This is a genomic window from Streptomyces sp. bgisy130, assembly GCF_057708345.1.
The window spans coordinates 28,455-52,213 of record NZ_JBYISA010000044.1 but is presented as its reverse complement, the minus strand read 5'-3'; the positions used below and the strand labels follow the sequence as shown (position 1 = coordinate 52,213).

General features: G+C 71.9%; 28 protein-coding genes. 20 read left to right on the top strand and 8 right to left on the bottom strand.

Annotated features, from left to right (window positions below; translation table 11 throughout):
• Window positions 1–78: 78 nt before the first annotated feature.
• The gene (locus AC3EUV_RS33840) at window positions 79–2,097 is read right to left on the bottom strand and encodes an ABC transporter ATP-binding protein (protein ID WP_435604569.1); all 2,019 of its coding nucleotides are present in this window, start codon (window positions 2,095–2,097) and stop codon (window positions 79–81) included.
• Entirely contained in the window at window positions 2,094–3,827 is a 1,734-nt protein-coding gene (locus AC3EUV_RS33835) for an ABC transporter ATP-binding protein (RefSeq protein ID WP_432146325.1), read from the bottom strand. The genes AC3EUV_RS33840 and AC3EUV_RS33835 overlap by 4 nt, the downstream gene beginning before the upstream one ends.
• Before the next feature lie 207 nt (window positions 3,828–4,034).
• Between AC3EUV_RS33835 and AC3EUV_RS33830 the strand changes: the two genes are divergently transcribed.
• The 7 genes from AC3EUV_RS33830 to AC3EUV_RS33800 all read left to right on the top strand — a co-directional run bounded on the left by AC3EUV_RS33830 (window position 4,035) and on the right by AC3EUV_RS33800 (window position 8,765).
• Window positions 4,035–4,280, top strand: a complete 246-nt coding sequence (locus AC3EUV_RS33830) for a MoaD/ThiS family protein (RefSeq protein WP_042146978.1) — start codon at window positions 4,035–4,037, stop codon at window positions 4,278–4,280.
• A gap of 10 nt (window positions 4,281–4,290) precedes the next feature.
• On the top strand, window positions 4,291–5,679 hold the full coding sequence (locus AC3EUV_RS33825; RefSeq protein WP_435604568.1) for a hypothetical protein: 1,389 nt from the start codon (window positions 4,291–4,293) through the stop codon (window positions 5,677–5,679).
• Window positions 5,680–5,864: 185 nt separating this feature from the next.
• Complete coding sequence (locus AC3EUV_RS33820; RefSeq protein ID WP_432146327.1) at window positions 5,865–6,566, top strand: LmeA family phospholipid-binding protein; 702 nt, start codon at window positions 5,865–5,867, stop codon at window positions 6,564–6,566.
• A gap of 226 nt (window positions 6,567–6,792) precedes the next feature.
• Window positions 6,793–6,900, top strand: a complete 108-nt coding sequence (locus AC3EUV_RS33815) for a putative leader peptide (RefSeq protein ID WP_360054210.1) — start codon at window positions 6,793–6,795, stop codon at window positions 6,898–6,900.
• 211 nt (window positions 6,901–7,111) lie between these two features.
• Window positions 7,112–7,957 carry a sulfurtransferase gene (locus tag AC3EUV_RS33810; protein WP_432146328.1) on the top strand — a complete coding sequence of 282 codons (846 nt, stop codon included), beginning with the start codon at window positions 7,112–7,114 and terminating at the stop codon, window positions 7,955–7,957.
• Window positions 7,958–8,006: 49 nt separating this feature from the next.
• Window positions 8,007–8,294 carry a DUF1416 domain-containing protein gene (locus AC3EUV_RS33805; RefSeq protein ID WP_432146329.1) on the top strand — a complete coding sequence of 96 codons (288 nt, stop codon included), beginning with the start codon at window positions 8,007–8,009 and terminating at the stop codon, window positions 8,292–8,294.
• A 240-nt stretch (window positions 8,295–8,534) separates the two neighbouring features.
• Window positions 8,535–8,765: a hypothetical protein gene (locus AC3EUV_RS33800; RefSeq protein WP_432146361.1), complete on the top strand. Its 231-nt coding sequence runs from the start codon at window positions 8,535–8,537 to the stop codon at window positions 8,763–8,765.
• A gap of 27 nt (window positions 8,766–8,792) precedes the next feature.
• Here AC3EUV_RS33800 and AC3EUV_RS33795 read toward each other — a convergent pair whose 3' ends face one another.
• A complete protein-coding gene (locus AC3EUV_RS33795; protein ID WP_190146464.1) occupies window positions 8,793–9,158 on the bottom strand; it encodes a DsrE family protein in 366 nt (121 codons plus the stop codon).
• A 286-nt stretch (window positions 9,159–9,444) separates the two neighbouring features.
• Between AC3EUV_RS33795 and AC3EUV_RS33790 the strand changes: the two genes are divergently transcribed.
• The 6 genes from AC3EUV_RS33790 to ygfZ all read left to right on the top strand — a co-directional run bounded on the left by AC3EUV_RS33790 (window position 9,445) and on the right by ygfZ (window position 14,671).
• Window positions 9,445–10,032: a heme-binding beta-barrel domain-containing protein gene (locus AC3EUV_RS33790; RefSeq protein ID WP_432146330.1), complete on the top strand. Its 588-nt coding sequence runs from the start codon at window positions 9,445–9,447 to the stop codon at window positions 10,030–10,032.
• A gap of 237 nt (window positions 10,033–10,269) precedes the next feature.
• The gene (locus AC3EUV_RS33785) at window positions 10,270–11,364 is read left to right on the top strand and encodes a FecCD family ABC transporter permease (RefSeq protein WP_432146331.1); all 1,095 of its coding nucleotides are present in this window, start codon (window positions 10,270–10,272) and stop codon (window positions 11,362–11,364) included.
• A complete protein-coding gene (locus AC3EUV_RS33780) occupies window positions 11,364–12,149 on the top strand; it encodes an ABC transporter ATP-binding protein (protein ID WP_432146332.1) in 786 nt (261 codons plus the stop codon). The genes AC3EUV_RS33785 and AC3EUV_RS33780 overlap by 1 nt, the downstream gene beginning before the upstream one ends.
• Before the next feature lie 8 nt (window positions 12,150–12,157).
• Window positions 12,158–13,174, top strand: coding sequence for an ABC transporter substrate-binding protein (locus AC3EUV_RS33775; protein WP_435604567.1), 1,017 nt, complete (start codon window positions 12,158–12,160; stop codon window positions 13,172–13,174).
• A gap of 47 nt (window positions 13,175–13,221) precedes the next feature.
• On the top strand, window positions 13,222–13,659 hold the full coding sequence (locus AC3EUV_RS33770; RefSeq protein WP_018089712.1) for a Fur family transcriptional regulator: 438 nt from the start codon (window positions 13,222–13,224) through the stop codon (window positions 13,657–13,659).
• A 31-nt stretch (window positions 13,660–13,690) separates the two neighbouring features.
• Window positions 13,691–14,671, top strand: a complete 981-nt coding sequence (gene ygfZ / locus AC3EUV_RS33765; protein ID WP_432146334.1) for a CAF17-like 4Fe-4S cluster assembly/insertion protein YgfZ — start codon at window positions 13,691–13,693, stop codon at window positions 14,669–14,671.
• A gap of 74 nt (window positions 14,672–14,745) precedes the next feature.
• Here ygfZ and dtd read toward each other — a convergent pair whose 3' ends face one another.
• Window positions 14,746–15,171, bottom strand: coding sequence for a D-aminoacyl-tRNA deacylase (gene dtd, locus AC3EUV_RS33760; RefSeq protein ID WP_327225217.1), 426 nt, complete (start codon window positions 15,169–15,171; stop codon window positions 14,746–14,748).
• Between the two features lie 370 nt (window positions 15,172–15,541).
• Between dtd and AC3EUV_RS33755 the strand changes: the two genes are divergently transcribed.
• The 5 genes from AC3EUV_RS33755 to AC3EUV_RS33735 all read left to right on the top strand — a co-directional run bounded on the left by AC3EUV_RS33755 (window position 15,542) and on the right by AC3EUV_RS33735 (window position 19,484).
• Entirely contained in the window at window positions 15,542–16,087 is a 546-nt protein-coding gene (locus AC3EUV_RS33755; protein WP_398835809.1) for an RsiG family protein, read from the top strand.
• 48 nt (window positions 16,088–16,135) lie between these two features.
• A complete protein-coding gene (locus AC3EUV_RS33750; RefSeq protein ID WP_435604566.1) occupies window positions 16,136–17,203 on the top strand; it encodes an asparaginase in 1,068 nt (355 codons plus the stop codon).
• A gap of 676 nt (window positions 17,204–17,879) precedes the next feature.
• Window positions 17,880–18,311: an ankyrin repeat domain-containing protein gene (locus AC3EUV_RS33745; protein ID WP_387248239.1), complete on the top strand. Its 432-nt coding sequence runs from the start codon at window positions 17,880–17,882 to the stop codon at window positions 18,309–18,311.
• A 175-nt stretch (window positions 18,312–18,486) separates the two neighbouring features.
• Window positions 18,487–19,053: an NADPH-dependent FMN reductase gene (locus AC3EUV_RS33740; protein WP_432146336.1), complete on the top strand. Its 567-nt coding sequence runs from the start codon at window positions 18,487–18,489 to the stop codon at window positions 19,051–19,053.
• Window positions 19,054–19,124: 71 nt separating this feature from the next.
• Entirely contained in the window at window positions 19,125–19,484 is a 360-nt protein-coding gene (locus AC3EUV_RS33735) for a winged helix-turn-helix transcriptional regulator (protein ID WP_432146337.1), read from the top strand.
• A 42-nt stretch (window positions 19,485–19,526) separates the two neighbouring features.
• Here the strand turns inward: AC3EUV_RS33735 and AC3EUV_RS33730 are convergent, their stop codons facing one another.
• The 3 genes from AC3EUV_RS33730 to AC3EUV_RS33720 form a co-directional block, all read right to left on the bottom strand.
• Window positions 19,527–19,790, bottom strand: a complete 264-nt coding sequence (locus tag AC3EUV_RS33730; protein WP_435604565.1) for a hypothetical protein — start codon at window positions 19,788–19,790, stop codon at window positions 19,527–19,529.
• 192 nt (window positions 19,791–19,982) lie between these two features.
• Window positions 19,983–20,816: a class I SAM-dependent methyltransferase gene (locus tag AC3EUV_RS33725; RefSeq protein WP_435604564.1), complete on the bottom strand. Its 834-nt coding sequence runs from the start codon at window positions 20,814–20,816 to the stop codon at window positions 19,983–19,985.
• Window positions 20,817–20,876: 60 nt separating this feature from the next.
• Window positions 20,877–21,284, bottom strand: coding sequence for a VOC family protein (locus tag AC3EUV_RS33720; protein WP_387248229.1), 408 nt, complete (start codon window positions 21,282–21,284; stop codon window positions 20,877–20,879).
• A 204-nt stretch (window positions 21,285–21,488) separates the two neighbouring features.
• Between AC3EUV_RS33720 and AC3EUV_RS33715 the strand changes: the two genes are divergently transcribed.
• Together AC3EUV_RS33715 and AC3EUV_RS33710 are read left to right on the top strand one after the other, a co-directional pair.
• Window positions 21,489–22,139 carry a helix-turn-helix domain-containing protein gene (locus AC3EUV_RS33715; protein WP_435604570.1) on the top strand — a complete coding sequence of 217 codons (651 nt, stop codon included), beginning with the start codon at window positions 21,489–21,491 and terminating at the stop codon, window positions 22,137–22,139.
• Window positions 22,136–22,510: a VOC family protein gene (locus AC3EUV_RS33710; protein WP_432146363.1), complete on the top strand. Its 375-nt coding sequence runs from the start codon at window positions 22,136–22,138 to the stop codon at window positions 22,508–22,510. The genes AC3EUV_RS33715 and AC3EUV_RS33710 overlap by 4 nt, the downstream gene beginning before the upstream one ends.
• Before the next feature lie 211 nt (window positions 22,511–22,721).
• Here AC3EUV_RS33710 and AC3EUV_RS33705 read toward each other — a convergent pair whose 3' ends face one another.
• Complete coding sequence (locus AC3EUV_RS33705) at window positions 22,722–23,714, bottom strand: aldo/keto reductase (protein WP_432146340.1); 993 nt, start codon at window positions 23,712–23,714, stop codon at window positions 22,722–22,724.
• Between the last annotated feature and the right edge of the window lie 45 nt (window positions 23,715–23,759).

Below are 23,759 nucleotides of genomic sequence, written 5' to 3'. Positions count from 1 at the left end.
AGCCCCGCGCAGCGGACCCGCCCGCCGCAGGCGCAACGGCGAGAAACCACCACGGCGGGAAAGACAAAAACGTGGGCCTCACCCCGCCTCGGCGAGAGGCTCCGCGAATTGGGCCGCGTAAAGACGGGCGTAAGCCCCATTGGCCGCCAACAACGCATCGTGGGACCCCTGTTCCACGATCGCCCCGTTTTCCATGACGAGGATGACGTCCGCGTCACGGATCGTGGAGAGGCGGTGGGCGATGACGAAGCTGGTGCGGCCGGTGCGGAGCTGGGCCATCGCGTGCTGGATGAGGACCTCGGTGCGGGTGTCGACCGAGCTGGTGGCCTCGTCGAGGACGAGGATGGCCGGTTCGGCGAGGAACGCGCGGGCGATGGTGATCAGCTGCTTCTCGCCGACGGAGACATTGCTGCCCTCGTCGTCGAGCACCGTGTCGTAGCCGTCCGGCAGGGTGCGGACGAAGCGGTCGACATGGGTGGCCCGGGCGGCTGCCACGATCTTGTCCATGGAGGTGCCAGCGGGGGCGCCGTAGGCGATGTTCTCGGCGATGGTGCCGCCGAAGAGCCAGGTGTCCTGGAGGACCATGCCGATGTGGGCGCGCAGCTCCTCGCGGGACATGGCGGCGATGTCGGTGCCGTCGAGGGTGATCCGGCCGCCGCGTACCTCGTAGAAGCGCATCAGGAGGTTGACGAGGGTGGTCTTGCCGGCGCCGGTCGGGCCGACGATCGCCACCGTCTGGCCGGGGTGGACGGCCAGTGACAGGTCCTCGATGAGCGGCTGGTCGGGGGCGTAGCGGAAGGAGACGTCCTCGAACTCGACGCGGCCCTCGATGCGTTCGGGGCGGGCCGGCTGAACGGGGTCGGGGTCCTGCTCCTGCGCGTCGAGGAGTTCGAAGACCCGCTCGGCGGAGGCGACGCCGGACTGGACGAGGTTGGCCATCGAGGCGACCTGGGTGAGCGGCTGGCTGAACTGCCGGGAGTACTGGATGAACGCCTGGACGTCGCCGATGGAGAGGGCGCCGGAGGCGACGCGGAGGCCGCCGACCACCGCCACCAGGACGTAGTTGAGGTTGCCGATGAACATCATCGCGGGCTGAATGATCCCGGAGATGAACTGGGCCCGGAAGCCGGCGGCGTAGAGGGCCTCGTTCTGTTCGCGGAAGAGTGCGGCGGACTCCCGCTGGCGGCCGAAGACCTTCACCAGGCTGTGGCCGGTGTACATCTCCTCGATGTGCGCGTTGAGCTTGCCGGTGGTCTTCCACTGCTGGACGAACTGCGGCTGGGCGCGCTTGCCGACCTTGGTGGCGACGACGACCGAGACCGGGACGGTGATCAGGGCGACCAGTGCCAGCAGCCACGAGATCCAGAACATCATGGCGAGCACGCCGACGATGGTCAGCAGCGAGGCCACGATCTGGCTGAGGGTCTGCTGGAGCGTCTGCTGGACGTTGTCGATGTCGTTGGTGGCGCGGGAGAGCACCTCGCCCCGCTGCTGCCGGTCGAAGTAGCTCAGGGGCAGCCTGGCCAGCTTCTCCTCGACCTGTTCGCGCATCCGGAAGACGGCGCGCTGGACGACCCGGGTGGCGATCCTGGCCTGGACGAAGCCGAACAGCGAGGCGGCCGCGTAGATCAGGGTGACCCAGAGCAGGACCTGGCCGACGGCGCCGAAGTCGATGCCGTGGCCGGGGACAACCGGCATCGTGCCGATCATGTCGGCCAGCCCGTCCTGGCCGTGGGCACGGAGTTGGTCGGCGGCCTGGGCCCGGGTGAGCCCGTCGGGCAGTTGCCGGCCGATGATGCCGGCCATGATCAGGTCGGTGGCGTGGCCGAGGACCTTGGGGCCCACGACGGTCAGTGCCACGCTCAGCGCGCCCAGCAGCAGGGCGACGGTCATGATGCCCGCCTCCGGCCGCATCTGGGCCAGCAGCCGTTTGCCGGAGCCCTTGAAGTCCATCGACTTCTCGGTGGGCTGGCCGCCCATCATCCGGGCGGGCCCGGCCGCCGGTGCCGGGCCGCGCGGCGGGGCCTTCTGCGGCGTCTCCCCGCCGGCCGCCGGGGCCCCGTCCCGGGGGGCCGCCCCCTTGTCCGCGGTGGTCATGCCGCCTCCTGCTCGGTGAGCTGGGAGAGCACGATCTCCCGGTAGGTCTCGTTGCCGGCCATCAGCTCGGCGTGGGTGCCGGTGCCGACGACCCGGCCCTCGTCAAGGACGACGATCCGGTCGGCGCCGCGGATCGTGGAGACCCGCTGGGCGACGATCACGACCGTGGCCCGGTCGGTCTCGCGGGCGAGGGCGGCGCGCAGCGCGGCGTCCGTCGCGTAGTCCAGGGCGGAGAAGGAGTCGTCGAAGAGGTAGATCTCGGGGCGCCGCACCAGGGCGCGGGCGATGGCCAGCCGCTGGCGCTGGCCGCCGGAGACATTGCCGCCGCCCTGGGCGATGGGCGCGTCCAGGCCGTCTTCCATCCGCTCGACGAAGTCCCGCGCCTGGGCGGTCTCCAGGGCGTGCCACAGCTCGTCGTCGGTGGCGTCGGGGTTGCCGTAGCGCAGGTTGGTGGCGACGGTGCCGGAGAAGAGGTACGGCTTCTGCGGGACCAGGCCGATGGCCCTGGCCAGGGTCTCCTGGTCGAGGGTGCGGACGTCCTCGCCGTCCACCAGGACCGTGCCGCCGGTCGCGTCGAAGAGGCGGGGGACGAGGCCGAGGAGGGTGGACTTGCCGGAGCCGGTCGAGCCGATGACGGCGGTGGTCTCGCCGGGGCGGGCGGTCAGCGAGATGTCCTTGAGGACGGGCTGTTCGGCGCCGGGGAAGCGGAACTCGACGCCGCGGAGCTCCAGTTCGCCGTGGCGGCGGAGCTCGGTGACGGGGTTCTCGGGCGGGGCGACGCTGGAGTCGGTCGCCAGGACCTCCTGGATGCGCTCGGCGCAGACCTCGGCGCGCGGCAGCATCATCACCATGAACGTCGCCATCATGATCGACATCAGGATGTACATGAGGTAGCTGAGGAACGCGGTCAGCGCGCCGATCTGCATCGAGCCGCTGTCGATGCGCAGCCCGCCGAACCAGACGACGGCCACGCTGGAGACGTTCACGATCAGCATGACCAGCGGGAACATCATCGACATCAGCCGGCCGGCGCGCAGCGACGCGTCGTACAGATCGGTGTTGGCCCCGGCGAACCGCTCGCGCTCGTGCCGGTCGCGGACGAAGGCGCGGATGACGCGGATGCCGGTGATCTGCTCGCGCAGCACGCGGTTGACGGTGTCGATGCGCTCCTGCATCCCGCGGAACAGCGGACGCATCCGGCGCACGATCAGTGAGACGAGTATCCCGAGGACCGGGACGATGACCAGGAGCAGGCCGGACAGCGGCACGTCCTGGTTGAGCGCCATGATGACGCCGCCGACGCACATGATCGGCGCCGAGACCATCATGGTGAACGTCATCAGCACCAGCATCTGGACCTGCTGGACGTCATTGGTGGTCCGGGTGATCAGCGACGGCGCGCCGAAGGTGGCCATCTCGCGGGCGGAGAAGGACTGCACCCGGTCGAAGACCGCGGCGCGGATGTCCCGGCCGAGCGCCATCGCCGTACGGGCACCGAAGTAGACGGCGCCGATCGCGCAGACGATCTGGAGCAGGGTGACGGCGACCATGAAGCCGCCGATGCGCAGGATGTAGCCCGTGTCCCCCTTCACGACACCGTTGTCAATGATGTCGGCGTTGAGGGTGGGCAGGTAGAGGGTGGCCAGGGTCTGGATCAGCTGGAGCAGAACGATCAGGGATATCGAGCGCCTGTGGGGCCGCAAATGCGCCCGCGCTAGTCGGACCAACACACCGTGAGCCTAGGCGAACACTTGCCCTCGGCAATCGAATTTTCGTGTTCTGCCCCCGTCCCGTTCCTGTCCCGTTGCCGGAATGTGCCCGGAACCGGAGGGGCCGCCGCGTACGCCATCATGGAGGCGGCAACGACGGGGTCTCCGCCACCACGGAAGCCCCCCGACCGACACGACGAAGAGGCCGCCGTGACAACAACTGGCACCGTGCGCTACTGGGCCGCGGCCAAGGCCGCCGCAGGCACGGCAGAAGAGCCGTATGCGGCGGCGACGCTCGCCGAGGCGCTCGACGCGGCACGCGCGGCGCATGCCGCGAACCCCGAGTTCGCGCGCGTCCTGCTGCGCTGCTCCTTCCTGGTGGACGGCGATCCGGTCGGCACCCGCGACCACGGTGCGGTGCCGCTGGCCCAGGGCGGCACCGTCGAGGTCCTGCCGCCGTTCGCGGGAGGGTGAGCAGACGACCATGAGCGACCACCAGCCGCAGCACCGCCCGTCCTACGAGCCGCACGACCCGTATGCGCCGCAGGATCCCTACGCCCGGCAGGAGCCGTACGCCGCGCAGGAGCCGTATACCGCGCAGGATCCGTACGCCGCGCAGGATCCGTACGGCCGGCCGGACCCGTACGGGCGACCGGCGCAGCAGCCCGCGCCGCAGCAGCCCGCCGCGCAGCAGCCGTACGACCCGCAGGCGCCGTACCGCCGGCAGCCGGCCCCTGACCCCTACCGGCAGCAGCAGGCACCCGGCCCGGTGCCGCAGCCGGGGCCCGGCCCCTACGGGCACGGCCGGACCGGGCAGGCCCCGTACGGGTACGAGGCGTACGGACAGCAGCCCCGGCACGGACAGCCGCAGCAGGGGCAGCCCCAGCACGGGCAGGCCCAGCACGGGCAGCCCCAGCACGGGCAGGCCCAGCACGCCCGGCCGCAGCCGCCGCACGGCCAGGACGGCTACCGCGCCCCGCACGCCGAGCCCGCGCCGCTGCCCCCGCAGCACCAGACCGCGGCACCGGCCGAGGAGCCGTACGCCCGCCGGCACCCCCAGCAGGCCAGGCCGGCGCCCGCCGCGCCCGCACCGGCCGCGGTGGTCTCCAGCGCCCCGCTCGCGGCCAACCAGCGCGCCCGCGCCGAGGGCCGCTCGCCGATCATCCCGCCCGGTGTGCAGCCGGCCGCGCTGACCGCCGGACTGGCCCTGCTGCTCGCGCTGACCGCGCCGCTGGCCCGTCCGGTGCTCGCCGTGCCGGTGGCACTGCTCCAGGCCGTCACCGCGGCCGGCTGGTTCCGGCTCAACGGCATGTGGCCGGCCCGCCAGGGCATCGCACTGGCCTTCCTGGCCGGGCTGACCACCGATGTCGCCCTGCTGGCCACCGAACCCGCGAGCGCGCCGCTGGTCGGTATCGGCACGCTCGGGGTGTGGTGTCTGCTCGTCCTCGTCCTCCAGCTGCGCAACCGCAGCAGCGCCGACGAGCGGATGTACGCGCTGACCGCGGGTCTGACCTCGACCGCCCTCGTGGTGCTGGCCGCCGGGCAGCTCGCGGCGAGCCCGCACGCGGTGACGGTCGGCGCCGCCGCGGTCGGGGTGGCCACCCTGGCCCGTGCGCTGCCGCTGCCCCCCGTCGCCTCGGTCGGCATCGCGCTGGTGGCCGCCGCGGGCGCCGGGATCGCGGCCGGGCAGCTCACGGGGCTGGGGGCGTCCGGTGCGCTCCTGGGGCTGGCGGCCGGCGGCTGCGCCCTGATCGGCCTGCGGGTGGCCAGTTACGACTACCCCTCCCGCTTCGTCCACCTGACGGCCGGAGTGGCCCTGCCGCTCGCCCTGGCCGCGCCCGCGGTGTACGTCCTGGGGCGGGCGCTCGGGTAGCGCCCCACAACGGGCCGTGCGCGAGGTGAAACGGAGCGGCGGCCGCCGGTGGCGCATCATGTGCCGTCCGGCGGCCGCCGCTCCCGTTCGCCGGAGGCCGTCGTTTAGGCTCCCCCGGAGCGCAGGCAGGGGGCCTGCATGGACGAGTCGGCCGTAATCCGGCCCAGTGTGGGGGTAGTGGTTCGATGCGTGCACTACGCGTGCTGTTGATCCTCGTGGTCATATTCGGAGGGCTGTTCGTGGCCGCCGACCGGGTGGCCGTGGGGCTCGCCGAGGACAAGGCCGCGGAGAAGATCCGCGGCAGCCAGGGGCTGGACCGGACCCCGACCGTCGCCATCAAGGGCTTCCCGTTCCTGACCCAGGTCGCGGGCCGCAGCCTCCAGGAGGTGGACGCCGACCTCGGGGGCATCGAGGCCCGTGCCCAGGGGCGCGCGCTGCGCATCGACCAGCTGACGGCGCACTTCTTCGACGTCGGGCTGACCAGCGACTACACCTCCATCGAGAGCGCCGCCTCGGCCACCGGCAACGCCCGGATCACCTACGCCGACCTGACGAAGGCGGCGGGCGGCGGCGTCAAGATCGGCTTCGGCGGGCAGAAGAACGGCCGCAGCCAGGTCAAGATCTCGCCGAAGATCCCGGTCCTCAGCTCGCTGGAGGTGACCGGCTCCATCACCATCGTGGGCGGCGACACCGTCCGGCTGCGGGCCGACGGGCTCCCCGGGATGTGCCGGGCCCTCCCGGGCTGTGAGGCGAAGGTGCGCGCCCAGACCGACCACGACTGGAAGCTGGACCAGCTGCCCGCCAACCTGAAGCTGGACAAGGTCGTGACGATGTCCCAGGGCCTGTCGATCTCGGCCTCCGGCAAGAACGTCAAGCTTCCCGGCTGACCGGACGCTCCCGGCGGACCGCCCCACCGGTCCGCCGGCCGATCCGTGCATCGTCCATTTTCTGAGACGCCCCGGTCCGTACGCCAGACCCCCCACCGGCGTACGGCCGCCCGGAGCCCGTGCGGGACCGCGCCGCACGCCCTCCCATCCCACATCACGGACAAACGCGTCTCATTATTCGACACGCCGGTGACATGCGCCGCTCCGCGTCCCTACGATCGGTGCCATGCAGAGCTCATTGAGCGGTCTCCGTCCGCGGGGACGGGCGGTACTGACGAAGCGGCGGGCAGTAGACCTGTGCCGCGTCGCCGCCATGCTCTGTCGCCCTGCCTGACGGGCTGTCGCTCCCTTTCCCGAGCTCCTTCAGGAGCAGGGGTTTCCGCGTCGCCCGGCCGGCCCCTCGGCCGTTCCCCCTATGTCCCCGCACAGCGCCACGCCGGCCCCGTACACCCCGCACGGCCGCCCGGAAATCCACGGCGCGCACCCGGCATACCCGAGTGCAACTCTGCCACTGCCCCCCGCAACTGCCCCGGAGGAGAAGAATCATGAGCCGTAGCGACGTCCTCGTAGACGCCGACTGGGTCGAGGCCCACCTCGAGGACCCGAAGGTGGTTCTCGTCGAGGTTGACGAGGACACCTCGGCCTACGACAAGAACCACATCAAGAACGCCGTCCGGATCGACTGGAAGCAGGACCTCCAGGACCCGGTCCGCCGCGACTTCGTCGACCAGGAGGGCTTCGAGAAGCTGCTCTCCGCCAAGGGCATCGCCAACGACGACACGGTGGTCCTCTACGGCGGCAACAACAACTGGTTCGCCTCCTACGCCTACTGGTACTTCAAGCTCTACGGCCACGACGGCGTCAAGCTGCTCGACGGCGGCCGCAAGAAGTGGGAGCTGGACTCCCGCGACCTGGTCGACGGCTCCGAGGTTCCGCAGCGTCCGGCCACCGACTACAAGGCCAAGGCGCAGAACACCGCCATCCGCGCCTTCCGTGACGACGTCGTCGCCGCGATCGGCGACCTCAACCTGGTCGACGTGCGCTCCCCCGACGAGTTCAGCGGCAAGCTGCTCGCCCCGGCGCACCTCCCGCAGGAGCAGTCGCAGCGCCCCGGCCACGTGCCCAGCGCCCGCAACATCCCGTGGTCGAAGAACGCCAACGACGACGGCACCTTCAAGTCGGACGACGAGCTCAAGGCCCTCTACGAGGGTGAGTCCGTCGACCTCGCCAAGGACACCATCGCCTACTGCCGCATCGGTGAGCGCTCCGCGCTGACCTGGTTCGTCCTGCACGAGCTGCTCGGCCAGACCAACGTCAAGAACTACGACGGCTCCTGGACCGAGTACGGCTCGCTGGTCGGCGTGCCGATCGAGCTCGGCGCCGCCAAGTAAGCAAGCCGCTTCTCTCCCCCTCCCCCGAACCCCTCAAGGAAGTACCCCCATGTGTGGAGCACAGGCAGGCGGCCCGGACGCCTCGACCATCAAGCCCGGTGAGACCACGATCCAGGGCAGCGTGACCCGCGACGGCGAGCCTGTCACCGGTTACGTCCGACTCCTGGACAGCACCGGCGAGTTCACCGCCGAGGTCCCCACCTCCGCGACCGGACAGTTCCGCTTCTACGCGGCCGAGGGCACCTGGACGCTGCGCGCGCTCGTCCCGGGCGGCACCGCGGACCGCACCGTCGTCGCCGAGAAGGGCGGACTGGCGGAGGTCGCCATCGCCGTCTGACGGCACCGCGCGTGGCGGCGGCCCCGGGCCACCCGGATTCCGCCACCGTCCGTACGGCCGGAGGGCCGCACCCCAGGGGTTTGGACGCCTTGGCTGGGGGTGCGGCCCTCCGTGCCGTGCGCGGCCGGTACCGGGGCCTCGCCCCGACTTCTGTCCGGCCCCGCACGGACTTACCGTGGAGTCATGGACGCGCACCACCGGTCGCCCGTAGAGCGCCGTCACCGCAGGTACTTCGTCCTGATGGGCGTGTGCCTGGTGCTGTTCGTCCTGGCCTGGGGTGTGGTGCGGCTGTGGTCGGTCCCGGCCGCGGTGGGCATGTGCGTCGTCGCCATGGTCATCCCGCCGGTCGCGGCCGTCATCGGCAACCGGCGCGAGCCCGGCGAGCGCTGGTGGGACGAGTCCGGCGATCCCGAGTCCGACCGCTGGTGGCGGGAGCTGGACGACCGGGGCGACGACAAGCACCGGCAGTAGGCCGGACCCGCCACACGGTGCGGGCGGTCAGTACACCAGCGCCTGGACGTCGTCCGGCATGATCTCGCTGACGAACAGCTGGGCACCGGCGATCCCGGCCCCCTCGATCAGATCCTTCTGCTCGATGTTCCGCCGCGCCGCGCACTGGGTGCAGACCGTGATCGCCCCGCCGCCCGCGCGGATGCCGTCGATCAGCTCCGGGAGCGGCGCCGCGTGCGGCAGCTCGAACTCCGCCGCCCGCCCCGGCAGCGCGAACCACACCGACTCCCCGGTCAGCCACAGGGACACCTCGACACCGCTGGCCGCCGCCACCGCCGCCACCGTGAACGCCTGCGAACACCGTTCGGGCGCGTCCGCGCCCGCCGTCACCTTGATCACGAGCTTTTTCGCCATGAGGCAAGAGTAGGCGCGGCGGACCTCACAGCGCCGCTGTCACCGCCGCCGACTAGACTCGCAGGCGGTCCGTTACACCCTCACTCGTCAAGGGGCGCGCTCGTGCTTGAGGCATTCTTCACCACTCTGCTGGTCCTGGTCGGCGTCGCCGTCATCGCGTTCGCCGGTCTGACCTGGAAGAAGCTCTACCAGGGCCAGCGCTGAGCGCGCCTGTCACCGCCACCCGTCGCCGGAGCGCCGCCCGCGCCCCCGGCGGTCCCCCTCTCTATAGATCGTCTGAGCTCTCATGATCGAGATCCCGTCCGACCTGAACCCGGCCCTGGTGCCGCTCGCCTTCCTCCTCGGCAACTGGGAGGGCGCCGGCGTCGCCGACTTCCCCGGTACCGAGAAGTGCAACTTCGGGCAGGAGGTCAGCTTCACCCACGACGGCCGTGACTTCCTGGAGTACACCTCGCACAGCTGGGTGCTCGACGCCGAAGGCAAGAAGGTCCGCCCCCTGGAGGCCGAGAGCGGCTTCTGGCGCATCGACGCGGACCGCAAGGTCGAGATCGTGATGTGCCGCGACCAGGGCGTGGTGGAGGTCTGGTACGGCGAGCTGGCCGACCAGAAGCCGCAGATCGACCTGGCCACCGACGCCATCGCGCGCACCGCCGCCTCGGGCCCGTACAGCGGCGGCAAGCGGCTCTACGGCTATGTCAACAGCGACCTGATGTGGGTCGGCGAGAAGGCCACCCCGGACGTCCCGCTGCGGCCGTACATGTCCGCGCATCTGAAGAAGGTCGCCGACCTCAAGGAGTGGGCCGAGAGCCTGCCCGACGACATGCCCGACGGCGTCTCCTTCTTCCGTCCGGACGGCACGCCCTACAACCCGTAAACACTCCGGGGAGAGTCCCGCTCTCCCCGCCAGCGCCCCGCGGGGGAAGCCGGTCGAAGTCCGGCGCTGACCCGCAACGGTAGGCGGAAGGTTTCCTTCCGCGAGCCCGATCGCCCGCGGTGCGCGCAGCTTCCCGTACAACTCGCCGTGGGCTGCGAGGGGAGACCGCCCGGCCCGCGCGGCCCCGGGCCACCCCTTGGTACGTACGGACGCGGCCCGACCCCTAGGCGGCCGACCGTGGCGACCACCAGCGCGCATCCGACGACGGACGGGACCGGCGCGCCGCCGCCCGCCCGGCGGCTGCCCGTACCACCCCTGATCGCCGTGCTCACGGCCGTCCTGCTCGGCTCCGTACTGTGCGGCGCCGGGCTCGGTGCGGCCGGCCTGAGTTGGGCCGAGGTGCTGCGCTATCTGGGCGCCGGGCTGACCGGCGGAACGATCTCCTCCGACGAGGTCGCCGCCTACACCATCGTGTGGGAGCTGCGCTTCCCGCGGGCCCTCCTGGCGGCCGTCGTCGGCGCCGGGCTCGCCGCCCTCGGCGTGGCCGTGCAGGCCCTGGTCCGTAACGCGCTGGCCGACCCGTTCGTCCTCGGGATCTCCTCCGGGGCCGCCGTCGGCGCCAACGCCGTCCTCCTCTTCGGGGCGCTCGGCGCCCTCGGCGTCTGGGCGCTGTCGGCGGCGGCCTTCGCCTCCGCGCTGCTCGCCATGGCCCTGGTGTACGCCGCCGCGCGCACCGCCCACGGGCTCACCCCGCTGCGCCTGGTGCTGACCGGCACGGCGATGTACTACGGCTTCTCCGCCCTGACCACCCTGATGGTGTTCACCGCCGACCGCGGCGAGGCGGCCCGCTCGGCGATGATGTGGCTGCTCGGGAGCCTGAGCGGGGCCGGCTGGGGCTCGCTGCCGGTCGCCGCGGCCGCGGTGGCCGCCGGGCTGGCCCATCTGCTGCTCTCCGCGGGCCGGCTCAACGCGCTGGCCATGGGCGACGAGAGTGCCGCCGCCCTCGGGGTGGACGTCCGCCGGCTGCGCCGCGAACTGTTCGTCGTCGCGGCCGCTGGCACCGGCGCGGTGGTCGCGGTCAGCGGCGCGATCGGCTTCGTCGGGCTGATGGTGCCGCATGTGGCCCGGATGCTGGTCGGCGCCGACCACCGCCGGGTGCTGGCCGTCGCCCCGCTGCTCGGCGCGGTGCTGCTGGTGTGGGTGGATCTGCTCTCCCGGGTGCTGCTGGCGCCCGTCGAACTGCCGGTCGGCGTGCTCACCGCCGTCCTCGGCGTGCCCTGCTTCGTCCTGCTGATGCGGCGGCGCGGCTACACCTTCGGAGGCGGCGCCTGATGCGGATCGACGTCACGGACCTGTCCGTGGAGGTGGCCGGGAACCGGCTGGTCCACGACATCACCCTGCGGGCCGGCAGCGGCCGGATGGTCGGCCTGGTCGGCCCCAACGGCAGCGGCAAGTCGACCCTGCTGCGCTGTGTCTACCGCGCGCTGCGCGCGGCCGCCGGAACCGTCCGGCTGGACGGCGCGGACCTGCACGCCATGGACGCGCGCACCGGCGCCCGGCTGCTGGCCGCGCTGCCCCAGGAGGCCGGCACGGAGTTCGACTTCACCGTGGCCGAAGTCGTCGCGATGGGGCGGCTGCCGCATCAGCGCGGCTCGGGCCGGGCGAGCGCGGCGGACCGCGCGCACTGCACACGGGCGCTGGCCCGGGCCGGCGCGGACCACCTCGCCGGGCGCGGCTTCCTCAGCCTGTCCGGCGGCGAGAAACAGCGGGTGCTGATCGCCCGTGCGCTGGCCCAGGACCCGCGGGTGCTGGTGCTCGACGAACCGACCAACCACCTGGACATCGCCCAGCAGTTGGCGGTGCTGACGCTGGTGCGGGACAGCGGTCTGACGGTACTGACCGCGCTGCACGACCTCAATCTGGCCGCCCTGCACTGCGACGCGCTGTATGTCCTCGCCCGCGGCCGGATCGTCGCCGCGGGCCCGCCGCACGACGTGCTCACCCCGGAGCTGCTCGCCGAGGTCTTCGGCGTCCGCGCCCATCGCGTACGGCATCCCGAAACGGGCGCCGTCCAGCTGCTGTTCGACCGCCTGGCCGCCCCCGCCACCGACTCCTGAGGACCGCCGTGCGCCGCACCGCCGCCCCGCTCACCGCCCTCGCCCTCGCGCTCGCCCTGACCGGCTGCGGCGCGACGGTGGCCGACGACGGCCACAAGGCCGCCAAGGGCTCGGGCCACTACCCGGTCACCGTCGAGAACTGCGGTATCCGCACCACCTACGACAAGCCGCCCGCCCGCGTGGTCACCAACGACGTCGGCATCACCGAGATCATGTTCGCGCTCGGCCTGGAGGACCGGATGGCCGGCTATGTCATGCCCGACGACAAGGGCGAGGTCGACGCCGTCCCCTGGAAGGCCGCGTACGGCAAGGTCCCCTGGCTCGCCAAGAAGGCCCTCACCAAGGAGATCGCCCTCGACGCCAGGGCGGACCTGGTCTTCGCGGGCTGGAACTACGGCTTCGGCGAGGACACCGGCCTCACCCCCGCCGCCCTGAAGAAGCTCGGCATCGGCAGCTATGTGCTGACCGAGTCCTGCCACAACGGCAGGGACGGGGCCCGCGGCGTGATGCCGCCGCTGGACGCGCTCTACACCGATCTGACCACGCTCGGGAAGATCTTCGGCGTCGAGGACCGCGCCGCCGCCCTGGTGAAGAAGTACAGGAAGCAGGTGGCCGACGCCGCCGCCAAGGCCCCCGCACCCGCCGAGCGGCCCGCCGTCTTCCTCTACGACGACGGCCGAGACAAGCCGTTCACCTCGGGCAAGTACGCCGGACCGCACGACATCATCACCAAGGCCGGCGGCGACCACGTCATGAAGGACCTCAAGGACTCCTGGACGACCGTCGGCTGGGAGACCGTCGTCGCCCGTGACCCCGATGTCATCGTCATCAACGACTACGGCGACACCTCCGCGGCGCAGAAGAAGAAGTTCCTGATGTCCTACGCCCCGCTCGCCGGCGTCTCGGCGGTCAAGCACCACCGGATCTACGTGATGGACTACGCCGACCTCGTCGAAAGCCCCCGCAACCCCGCCGCCGTCAGTGACCTGGCGCGCTATCTGCGCGGTATACGGGCGGGCGGCTGATCCGGCGGCGTACGGACACCCGGCGCCCGCCCTTCTACACTGGCCGTGTGGTGACCACCGACTGGCAGAGCGACCTCCGCAGGCGCGGATACCGCCTGACCCCGCAGCGTCAGCTCGTGCTGGAGGCTGTGGACAGGCTGGAGCACGCCACCCCGGACGACATCCTCACCGAGGTGCGCAAGACGGCGGGCGGGGTGAACATCTCCACGGTCTACCGGACCCTGGAGCTCCTCGAAGAGCTGGGCCTGGTCAGCCATGCCCACCTCGGCCACGGCGCCCCGACCTACCACCTCGCCGACCGCCACCACCACATGCACCTGGTGTGCCGGGACTGCACGGAGGTCATCGAGGCGGATCTGTCGGTGGCCGAACCGTTCACGGCGATGCTGCGCGAACAATTCGGCTTCGAGACGGACATGAAGCACTTCGCGATCTTCGGGCGCTGTGCGGCCTGCCGCGCCAAGGCCGCCGAGGGCGACGGCTGAGGCGATCGCCCCCGAGTCGTAGGCTGGCCCCATGCCGCGACCTTCATCCGCCAGCCCCCTGCTGTCGCTGCCCGGCGCCGTCCCCGCCGAGGCCCCCGACGAAGGCGTCGCCGCGCACTACGGCGACCTCTTCCGGGAGCAGCGCGCCCTCGCCGACGGCACCGGCTTCGTCGACCTCTCCCACCGTGGCGTGGTCACCGTCACCGGCCCCGAACGGCTGAGCTGGCTGCATCTGCTGCTCACCCAGCACGTCAGCGACCTCCCGCCGGGCCATGCCACCGAGGCGCTGATCCTGTCCGCGCACGGCCATATCGAGCATGCGGTCTCCCTCGTCGACGACGGCGAGACGACCTGGATGCACACCGAACCCGGCAACCAGGAGGCGCTGATCGCCTACCTGGAGAGCATGAAGTTCTTCTACCGGGTCGAGGTCGCCGACCGCACCGACGAGCTCGCCGTCGTCCACCTCCCGGCCGGCTCCATCGCCGAGGTGCCCGGGAACGCCGTCGTACGCGAGACCGCGCACGGCCGCGACCTGTTCCTGCCCCGCGCGGACCTGGAGTCCTTCGCCGCAGACCACGGCCCCGCGATCGGCGTCCTGGCCCTGGAGGCGCTGCGCGTCGAGGCCCACCGCCCCCGGCTGGGCCTGGAGACCGACCACCGCACCATCCCGCACGAACTGGGCTGGATCGGCACCGCCGTCCACCTGGAGAAGGGCTGCTACCGCGGCCAGGAGACCGTCGCCCGGGTCCACAACCTGGGCAAGCCGCCGCGCCGGCTGGTCTTTCTGCACCTGGACGGCAGCGAGGTCCATCTGCCGCCGCACGGCACCCCCGTCCGCCTCGCCTCGGACGGCGAGGAGGGCCGGCAGCTCGGCTTCGTCACCACCTCGGCCCGCCACCACGAGCTCGGCCCGATCGCGCTGGCCCTGGTCAAGCGGAATGTGCCGGTGGACGCGCCATTGATGGCGGGCAGCACGGCGGCTTCGCAGGAAGTCGTCGTCGAGCCGTAGGGGCCGCGGCTCCGGCGCGTGTCCCTGGCGCGCGGGGGTCAGGGGCTTGTCCGGCCCTGACCGCCGGACCGGTCTCAGACCTCCACCAGCACCGTGAACGGCCCGTCGTTCGTCAGCGACACCTTCATGGACGCACCGAAGCGGCCGGTCTCCACATGGGCGCCCAGCGCCCGCAGCTGCGCGACGACCTCGTCGACCAGCGGCTCGGCGACCGGCCCCGGTGCGGCGGCGTTCCAAGTGGGGCGGCGGCCCTTGCGGGCGTCACCGTAGAGAGTGAACTGGCTGATCACCAGCAGCGGCGCCGCGGTGTCCGAGCAGGACTTCTCGCCCTGAAGAATCCGCACCGACCACAGCTTGCGGGCGAGCTGCGCCGCCTTCTCCTTCGTGTCCTCGTGCGTGACCCCCACCAGCACGCACAGCCCCTCACCGACGATCTCCCCGACCGTCTCGCCCGCCACCTCGACGCGGGCACCGTCAACCCTTTGCACCACAGCTCGCATACCCGCCATCATGCCGGGCGGCCAACCACCTTCGGACAGCCGTGCCCCCACGGGGGCCGTTCGGGTGCCATGGCCCTGCGGAAGGACCGCCCAGAGTGGCACGATGCGTGCACGTGGTGCGTTTCATGGACAACATGCCCAGGACGCGGCACCGGACGAGGGGACGGAACGATTCATGAACACTCTCGGCGCCGGACAGACACCCGGTCCCGCACCAACCGCCCGTACGACACCCACCGGTCGGACCACATCGACCGCCCCCGCGACCGACCCCGCACATCCGGCGCCCGCCACCGCACCACCCCCCACCGCCCTGACGACCACCACAGCGACGGCTCGCGTCGAGCCCCCCGGCACCGAGGACGGCCCCATGCTCCAGGCAGGCCAGGCGCAGCACCCCCGCCCCCCGCAGCAGCGCGACCGCTGCCTGCCGGCCACCACCCCCGACCTGTCCGGCCTGGGGCTGCCCGAGCTGCGCGTCGTACGGCGTGATTCCCAGCAGGAAGAGGCCGATCTCAGCTATCTGCGGCGGCTGTTGCAGGGCCGGATCGACATCCTGCGGGCCGAGATCGCCCGCCGTAGCGCCCAGCAGTCACCGCTGCTGGACCGGCTCCCGGAGATCCTGACCGACCTGCCGTCGCGGCACCGCTCCTCCGCCCGGCATGTGACGCTCGGGACGCCGCACAGCGAGGAATACCGCAGGCTCGCCGAGGAAATGCTGGGCGAGGTGGAGCTGTCCGACCTCACCGCGCGTACGGACCAGGAGCTGCACGACGCGATGGGCCGGCTGATCCGCTACGAACAGCAGGTGTCCCGGCGCCGTCAGTCGTTGCAGCGCACCACCGACGATTGCAGTGCCGAAATTGCCCGCAGGTACCGTGAAGGTGAAGCGCAAGTAGACGACCTGCTGTCCTGACCGGGCCACAAGCCTCTGGGGGCGCGGGTCATTCCCGGAAGGCCGACGATGACCTCGCCCACCCCCATATCCGAGCCGACCTCGGAATCCGCCCTGACCCCGGATTCCCCGGCGGCCGCGCTTTCCCCCGCTTCCTCTGCTTCCTCCGTTTCCCCCGCTTCCTCCGTTGCCTCTGCCGTCTCCCCCGTCCTCGCCGAGGTCGTGCGCTCCGGCTTCGTCGAGGGGCGGCACCGGGGCTCCCTCGTGGTGCTCGCCGCCGACGGCAGCGTGGACTGGGCGCTGGGCGACGTGACCGCGCCCGTCTTCCCGCGCTCCACGAACAAGCCGATGCAGGCCGCGGCGGTGCTGCGGGCGGGCCTGGACCTCTCCGGCGAGCGGCTGGCGCTGGCCGCCGCGAGCCACTCCGGCGAGCCGTTCCACCTCGATCTCGTACGGACCATGCTGGCCGAGCACGGCCTCACCGCCGACCACCTCCAGACGCCCGCGGACCTGCCGCTGGACCCCGAGGAGGCGGAGGCCTACCTCGCCTCGGGCCGGGTCCGCGACCGCCTCACCATGAACTGCTCGGGCAAGCACACCGCGATGCTGGCCGCCTGCGCGCTCAACGGCTGGCCGCTCGACACGTATCTCGACGAGGTCCATCCGCTCCAGCAGCTGGTCGCCGACGGGGTCCGCACCGCGAGCGGCGAGGACGTCGCCCACGTCGGCACGGACGGCTGCGGGGCGCCCCTGCTGTCGCTGTCGCTGACCGGGCTGGCGCGCGCCTTCCGGCACTTCGTCATGGCCGAGCCGGGGAGCCCTGAGCGGCGGGTCGCGGATGCGATGCGTGCCCACCCGGAGTACGTCGCCGGCACCCGGCGGCCCGATACCTGGCTGATGCAGGCCCTTCCCGGCACCCTCTCCAAGATGGGCGCCGAGGCCGTGCAGGCGCTGGCCCTTCCGGATGGCCGCGCCCTCGCTTTCAAGATCGACGACGGCGCCATCCGCACGCTCGGGCCTGTCCTCGCTCGCACGCTTCGGCTCATGGGGCTCGACGCGCCTGTCCTCACCCGCCTTGAGGACGCGCCGCTCCTCGGGGGCGGGGCGCGGGTGGGGGAGGTTCGGGCTTCGTTCTGACGGGGGTTGGTGCGGCTCGTTTTTGGCTGCGGGTGCCGTTGTGGCTGGGCGCGCAGTTCCCCGCGCCCCTGTTTGTGTGGCCGTGCCGTTGTTGGGTGCGGCGCCGTGGTGGCTGGCGCCGTTGCGGGCTCCGTAGGTGCCGCGGGGGTCGGAGGGGACGCACCGGGACCCGTCCTCGGCGCGGGCGACGCGGCTACGAGCGATTGAGCACCCCGGCGTTTGCTCCGGTCCTGCGGGCGGGCCCCGGTACATCCCCTCCGACCGTCCCCCGTTGCCGACTGCCGGACGGTGGCACCGTCCGTCACAGACCAGCTCGGCCCGCGTCGGGCCTCGGGGGACCGGGTGCCTGCCAAGGGGTGCCGCTGCTTCGCCGTAACGGTGATCCGTACGGCGGGTCAGCCGCGTACGCACGGTGGTCGGAGGGGATGTCCGGTGCCCCGCCCGCAGGACCGGAGCAAACACCGGAGTGCCTTACCTCTGGGAGCCGCGTCGCCCGCGCCGAGGACGGGGTACCGGGCGTCCCCTCCGACCCGCCACCCACAAACAGAAGGCGAACGACGCCCAGCCACCGGCAAACCGCCCAGCCCATGACTGCCGCAACCGCGATGGCCTGCATAAAGTGGCGATGACACGGTGCACGCACGTATCACCCACCAACAGCAGGAGGTCGGCGACCATGAGCGACGCGAATTCCGAGCCGCAGGGGCCCGAGGCGATCGAGCACGCGCACGACCCCGAGGTGCTTCAGCTCGCGGCCAAGGTGTTCGACCTGGCGCGGCACGGTGACACCGACACGGTCGCCGCCTACGTGGACGCGGGCGTGCCCGCCAACCTGACGAACGACAAGGGCGACTCGCTGGTGATGCTGGCGGCATACCACGGCCACCCCGCCACCGTGGAGGCCCTGTTGCAGCGCGGCGCCGACGTGGACCGCCCCAACGACCGCGGCCAGACCCCCCTCGCCGGCGCGGTGTTCAAGGCCGAGGACGAGGTCGTCAAGGTCCTGATGGCACACGGCGCGGACCCGACGGCAGGCACTCCGTCGGCGATCGACACGGCCCGGATGTTCGAGAAGGCGGAGCTGCTGAAGCTGTTCGGGGCGGAGTGACCCGGCGGGCGGCCCGGTGGGTGGGGCCCGGTAGTTGAGGCCCGGCCCACCGTCGTGGGGCAACGGCACAGACACACCAACGCTTGACCTCAAGTTTGCTTGAGGTTTTAGCGTCGGGTTCGAGACGGCATCCCGCCGCTCACCGACCCGCGCCGCACGCCACGAAGGGCCCCGCATGTCCGAGCACCCCTACCGCCTCGCAGTGATCATCGGCAGCAACCGGGAAGGCCGGTTCGCGCCCGTCATCGCGAACTGGTTCACCCGGCACACCGAAGGCCACCCGCACATCGACGTGGACGTCATCGACCTGGACGCCGTCCGCCCGTACGAACTCCGGCACGGCAGCGAGGAGTACCAGACCTTCGCCAAGCGCGTCGACGAGGCGGACGCCTTCGTCGTGATCACCCCGGAGTACAACCACTCCTTCCCGGCCCCGCTCAAGCACGCCATCGACCTGCTGCATCGCCAGTGGCAGGCCAAGCCGGTCGGCTTTGTGTCGTACGGCGGGATCTCCGGCGGCCTGCGCGCCGTCGAGCAACTGCGGCTGGTCTTCGCCGAGTTGCACGCCACCACCGTGCGCGAAACGGTGAGCTTCCCGCTCGCCGGCAACCTCTTCGACGACACGGGCCACCTGCACGACCCGGCCCCCGCCGCACAGGCCGCCGACGCCCTGCTCCGCCAGCTCACCTGGTGGGCGGTGGCCCTCCGCGAGGCCCGCGCCACCCGGCCGTACGGCGGCTGAGACCCGGCGGGCAGGTCCGCGTCCGATACTTGACCCGGCAATGGACCGGATCAGCCGGATCAGGGGGACGCATGAGCGCACGCAAGGGGCCGTACGAATGCGGGCTGGACGCCGCGGTGGACGTGATCGGCGGCAAGTGGAAGGTGCTGCTGCTGTGGGCGCTGGCTCAGCGCCCACAGCGGTTCGGTGAGCTGCGGCGGGAGTTGCCGAAGATCAGCGAGAAGGTGCTGACGCAGCAGCTGCGCGAACTGGAGGCCGACGGCATCGTGCACCGCGAGAACTTTGCGCAGGTGCCGCCGAAGGTCGAGTACTCGCTCACCGACTTCGGCGTCTCCCTGAACGAGGCGCTGGCCCCGCTCGGCGCCTGGGGCCGCGCCCATATGGCCCACCTGGAGGCCACCTATCCGCAGCGCCATCCGACGGAGGTCTGAGCGGCGCATCCCGTGGGTCCGGGGCGGCCGCCAGTCGCGTCCTCAGGCACTCTCCGCACGTCCGGCACCGCCCCTGCCCGTGGCGGTTCCGGCGTCTCCGGGAGTGTCCGCCTGGTGCTGCGCGCGGGCGGCGGCCAGCGCCCGCTCGAAGCCGTGCTGTGTGGCGTCGCACCACTCCAGGAGATCCCTGAGCAGCTCCCGCAGATTCCCGCCCGGGCTCCGCTGCCAGCCCGCTTCGGACAGCCCGTAGACCCGCAGCACCCCCTCGGCCCGCGCCACCCGCTCCTCGCCCTCCGCCGTCGTCATGCCGCCCCACCTCGTCGTTGTTGACTCCGCCCCGCTTCAACCTGACTTGCTTCAGGCTCCGTTCGGGCAACGCGTATCGGTTCCAATGCAACCGCATCGGAACGCTGGCGGGCAACCCGATCTCGCCGTCCCTCAATTCGCCGACCCTCAAATCCATCGGCCCTCAATCCATCGGCCCGCCTCCGCCTCCGCTCAGGCACCCCGCCCCCCCACCGCCGTCGCGAGATGCACCTTCATGCCGCACGGAATGCGCCCGTCCGGCAGCGCCATCGCCGCCGCCTCCGCCTCGAAGCGGGCCCGCAGCTCCGCCGTGACCGCGGGGTCGAGCGGCCCGAGGTCGTAGTACGTGCCCACGGTCCGCCAGACCCGTTCCAGCGGGCCGGTCAGGTCGAGCCGTACGGTCTCCCACTCCGCCGGGGCGAATCCGGCCGGGCGGAAGACCGCGTCGAAACCGTCGCGGGTCCGCAGCCTGGGGTCCCCGAGCGGCGGGATCTGTTGTGCCGCGGGGGCCGCCTCGAACAGCGGGCGCGCCAGCCGCAGAAAGCTCTCGCACGCCTCGCCGCCCGCCACCCCGGCCCCGAGGGCGACGGCCAGCGTGCCGCCCGGCGCCAGCACCCGTGCCACCTCCGCCGCGACCCGTTCCGCCTCACTCATCAGCATCAGCGCCATATGGGATACGCAGCCGTCGAACTGTGCGTCGCTGAAGCTGAGTTGCTGTGCCCGCCCGACTCGGAGGTCGGTCCGGCCGAGGCCCGGGCGGCGGCGGGCCAGTGCCAACTCCTCGGCGGAGAGGTCGAGTCCGGCAAGCACGGAGGGGGCGCCCGTCGGCCGGGCGGCGAGGAGTTCCAGCAACAGTCCGTCGCCGCAGCCGAGGTCCAGCACCCGGTCGCACGCCGATACCCGGTCCCGCAGCAGCTCGTAACTGGAACGGCCGTCCGCGCTCTTTCCGTGGGCCATTGCCCGCGCGGTCACCGAGGGGTGCGCGGCATGAAACGTTCGCAGAAACTCTTCCTGAAGCGTCGTCATCCGCCGAGCCTAGGAGCCGGCCATAGGAGCCGACCCTAGGAGCGGCCGCGCCCGCCGCGGTCAGCTCTCGGGACGCTCCTGGAGCGCCCAGCCGTTGCCGTCCGGGTCGCTGAAGTAGACGAACGAGTTCCATGCCCCGCCGGGGCCGTCCGCCATCGCGCCGTCCTCGACGTGCTGCACGGGGCCGGCCGCCACCCCCCGTTCGACCAGTTGCGCACGGGCCGCGGCGATATCGGAGACCACCAGTTGCAGCCCCTGGAGGGAACCGGGCTTCTCCTCCATGACGCCGGTGCCCGCGCCGATGACGATCGAGCAGCCCGAGCCCGGGGGCGTCAGCTGCACGATGCGCGCCTCGTCGCCGATGCACATGTCGTGGTCGACGGCGAAGCCCATCTGCTCGCTGTAGAAGCGCTTCGCCCGCTCCACATCGGTGACCGGAACCGGTACCAGTTCGAGCTTCCAGTCCATGGCGCGCCGTCCTTCCGTACGGGCGACGGCCCCTGCACAGCGGCCGTCGGGACCGGCCTTGTCGCGCTGCAAGAAGTCTAAGGAGCGGGGCGCGGAGGCGCGCATCCATTGACGGAGTGAGCACTCACTCCGTACCGTGCCGCCATGACACCACCTCCCTCCCGCCGACGCGCCCCCGGCATGAGCGTCGAGGAGCGCCGGGCCATGATCGTGGCCGCCGCGCTGCCGCTCGTGGCGGAGTACGGCGCGGCCGTCACCACGAGCCAGATCGCCCGCGCCGCAGGCATCGGCGAAGGCACGATCTTCCGGGCCTTCAAGGACAAGGACGAGCTGCTGGACGCCTGCGTCGCCGAGGCGGTCGGCACCGACCATGTGCTGCGCGGACTCGCCTCGATCTCCCTGGACGAGCCGCTCACCGCCCGGCTGGCCGAAGCCGCCGAGGCGCTGCGCGCCCATATGGAACGCATGGGCACCGTCGTCGGCGCCCTCCACGCCTCGGGACACCGCCGGGGCCGCGGCACCGGCCCCGGCAGCCGGGAGGCGGAGGCTTCCCTGTCGGACGGCCGGGGCGGGAAGGGCTCCCTGTCGGACGGCCGGGACAGGGACGCTCCGCCGCCGGACAGCCGGACGCAGTCCGTCACCGCCCTGCGCAACGCCGTCGTCGAGCTGCTCGAACCCGACCGGGCCGCCTTCCGCCTGAGCCCCGAGAAGGTCGCCGCCGCCTTTCTGGCCCTGCTGTTCACCCGGCTACAGGCCCCGGCGCCGGCGCAGGAGGGCGACGCGCCCCTCAGCCTCGACGAACTCATCGCCATCCTGCTGCACGGCACCCTCAACGCCCCCGAGAGCGCCTCATGACCGTGACCCTCAACCACACCATCGTCCCGGCCGCCGATCACCGCGCGGCCGCCCACTTCTTCGCCTCGGTCATGGGCCTTCCGGAACTCCCGCCGGCCGGCCGCCATGGACACTTCCTCCCGGTCCGGGTGAACGAGACGCTCACCCTCGACTTCATGACCGCGCCGGACGCCGCAGGCCACCACCTCGCCTTCGACGTCGACCCCGACACCTTCGACGCGATCCTCACCCGCCTCCAGACCGCCGGCACCCCCTACGGCAACTCCCCCACCGAGCCGGACAACCGCCGCACCGACCACCCCCTGTGCCCCCGCGGCCTCTTCTTCCGCGACACCTCCCACAACCTCTACGAGGTCATGTCACCGGAGTGAGCCATCCCCGGCCTCTCCGGCCCCCCGCCTGTCCACCAATCACCTCCGGCTCCCCCTTCAGGCGGCCCGGCAGCTTCCGGCGCGTCACCCCAGGCCCCGTCGCCCAGGCTCGTCAGCCACCAGCCATCCGCCGCCTCGCCCCGGGCCGTCAGCCATGAGCCATCAGCCCCTTGCCTCCGGGCCCGTCCTCACTCCTTTCCCCTTCGTCCCTTCACCCGTTGACGAACGTCAGGCTGGCCTCGTCGTACCGCGTTCCGGCTATCTGGCCGGCCGGGGCGGCCGCGTCGATCTCGGCGAGTTCCTCGGTGGTCAGCTCAATCGCGAGGGCGCCGAGGTTCTCTTCCAGGTACTTCTGGCGGCGGGTGCCGGGGATCGGCACGACATCGGCTCCGCGGTGCTGCACCCAGGCCAGGGCGAGCTGGCCGGCGCTGACGCCCTTCTCGGCGGCGAGTTCGTCGAGCTTCTTCACGATGGCCAGGTTCTGCTCCAGGTTGCCGTCGGCGAAGCGCGGCTGGCTGCGGCGCATGTCGGACTCCGACAGGTCCTTCGCCGAGGTGTAGCGCCCGGTCAGGAATCCGCGGCCGAGCGGCGAGAACGGCACCAAGCCGATGCCGAGTTCACGGCACACCGGTGCGATCTCGTCCTCCAGTCCGCGGGTCCACAGCGACCATTCGCTCTGGAGCGCGGCGATCGGATGCACCGCATGCGCCCGGCGGATGGTCGCCGCACTCGCCTCGGACAGCCCGAGGTGACGCACCTTGCCGGCCGCGACGAGCTCGGCCATCGCCCCGACGGTCTCCTCGATCGGCACCTCGGGGTCGACGCGGTGCTGGTAGTAGAGGTCGATGTGGTCGACCCCGAGCCGGCGCAGGGACGCGTCGCAAGCCTCTCGTACGTAGGCGGCGTCGCCCCGGATCACGGTCGGCTCGCCGAGGGCGTTGGCGAAGCCGAACTTCGTTGCCAGCACCGCCTCGTCCCGCCGTCCGGTGATGGCCCGGCCGATCAGCTCCTCGTTGCGTCCCGCACCGTAGAAGTCGGAGGTGTCCAGGAAGTTGACGCCGAGGTCGAGCGCGTGGTTGATGGTCGCGATCGACTGTGCGTCGTCCGACTCCCCGTAGCCGTGGCTCATGCCCATGCAACCGAGCCCCTGCGCGGAAACCTCCAGCTCACCGAGGTGACGCGTCGGGATGTTCGTCGTGGTCATGCTGCTGCTACCTCCTGGACGTGCGGTGGACGAATCTGAATCCCG

What these genes read in the sequence shown, in the direction of transcription:
- AC3EUV_RS33840 (WP_435604569.1), bottom strand. Translation starts at nt 2,097, where the DNA reads ATGACCACCGCGGACAAGGGGGCGGCCCCCCGGGACGGGGCCCCGGCG.
- AC3EUV_RS33825 (WP_435604568.1), top strand. Translation starts at nt 4,291, where the DNA reads ATGAGCGACCACCAGCCGCAGCACCGCCCGTCCTACGAGCCGCACGAC.
- AC3EUV_RS33820 (WP_432146327.1), top strand. Translation starts at nt 5,865, where the DNA reads ATGCGTGCACTACGCGTGCTGTTGATCCTCGTGGTCATATTCGGAGGG.
- AC3EUV_RS33815 (WP_360054210.1), top strand. Translation starts at nt 6,793, where the DNA reads ATGCAGAGCTCATTGAGCGGTCTCCGTCCGCGGGGACGGGCGGTACTG.
- AC3EUV_RS33810 (WP_432146328.1), top strand. Translation starts at nt 7,112, where the DNA reads ATGAGCCGTAGCGACGTCCTCGTAGACGCCGACTGGGTCGAGGCCCAC.
- AC3EUV_RS33805 (WP_432146329.1), top strand. Translation starts at nt 8,007, where the DNA reads ATGTGTGGAGCACAGGCAGGCGGCCCGGACGCCTCGACCATCAAGCCC.
- AC3EUV_RS33800 (WP_432146361.1), top strand. Translation starts at nt 8,535, where the DNA reads ATGGGCGTGTGCCTGGTGCTGTTCGTCCTGGCCTGGGGTGTGGTGCGG.
- AC3EUV_RS33795 (WP_190146464.1), bottom strand. Translation starts at nt 9,158, where the DNA reads ATGGCGAAAAAGCTCGTGATCAAGGTGACGGCGGGCGCGGACGCGCCC.
- AC3EUV_RS33790 (WP_432146330.1), top strand. Translation starts at nt 9,445, where the DNA reads ATGATCGAGATCCCGTCCGACCTGAACCCGGCCCTGGTGCCGCTCGCC.
- AC3EUV_RS33780 (WP_432146332.1), top strand. Translation starts at nt 11,364, where the DNA reads ATGCGGATCGACGTCACGGACCTGTCCGTGGAGGTGGCCGGGAACCGG.
- ygfZ (WP_432146334.1), top strand. Translation starts at nt 13,691, where the DNA reads ATGCCGCGACCTTCATCCGCCAGCCCCCTGCTGTCGCTGCCCGGCGCC.
- dtd (WP_327225217.1), bottom strand. Translation starts at nt 15,171, where the DNA reads ATGCGAGCTGTGGTGCAAAGGGTTGACGGTGCCCGCGTCGAGGTGGCG.
- AC3EUV_RS33755 (WP_398835809.1), top strand. Translation starts at nt 15,542, where the DNA reads ATGCTCCAGGCAGGCCAGGCGCAGCACCCCCGCCCCCCGCAGCAGCGC.
- AC3EUV_RS33750 (WP_435604566.1), top strand. Translation starts at nt 16,136, where the DNA reads ATGACCTCGCCCACCCCCATATCCGAGCCGACCTCGGAATCCGCCCTG.
- AC3EUV_RS33745 (WP_387248239.1), top strand. Translation starts at nt 17,880, where the DNA reads ATGAGCGACGCGAATTCCGAGCCGCAGGGGCCCGAGGCGATCGAGCAC.
- AC3EUV_RS33740 (WP_432146336.1), top strand. Translation starts at nt 18,487, where the DNA reads ATGTCCGAGCACCCCTACCGCCTCGCAGTGATCATCGGCAGCAACCGG.
- AC3EUV_RS33735 (WP_432146337.1), top strand. Translation starts at nt 19,125, where the DNA reads ATGAGCGCACGCAAGGGGCCGTACGAATGCGGGCTGGACGCCGCGGTG.
- AC3EUV_RS33730 (WP_435604565.1), bottom strand. Translation starts at nt 19,790, where the DNA reads ATGACGACGGCGGAGGGCGAGGAGCGGGTGGCGCGGGCCGAGGGGGTG.
- AC3EUV_RS33725 (WP_435604564.1), bottom strand. Translation starts at nt 20,816, where the DNA reads ATGACGACGCTTCAGGAAGAGTTTCTGCGAACGTTTCATGCCGCGCAC.
- AC3EUV_RS33720 (WP_387248229.1), bottom strand. Translation starts at nt 21,284, where the DNA reads ATGGACTGGAAGCTCGAACTGGTACCGGTTCCGGTCACCGATGTGGAG.
- AC3EUV_RS33715 (WP_435604570.1), top strand. Translation starts at nt 21,489, where the DNA reads ATGATCGTGGCCGCCGCGCTGCCGCTCGTGGCGGAGTACGGCGCGGCC.
- AC3EUV_RS33710 (WP_432146363.1), top strand. Translation starts at nt 22,136, where the DNA reads ATGACCGTGACCCTCAACCACACCATCGTCCCGGCCGCCGATCACCGC.
- AC3EUV_RS33705 (WP_432146340.1), bottom strand. Translation starts at nt 23,714, where the DNA reads ATGACCACGACGAACATCCCGACGCGTCACCTCGGTGAGCTGGAGGTT.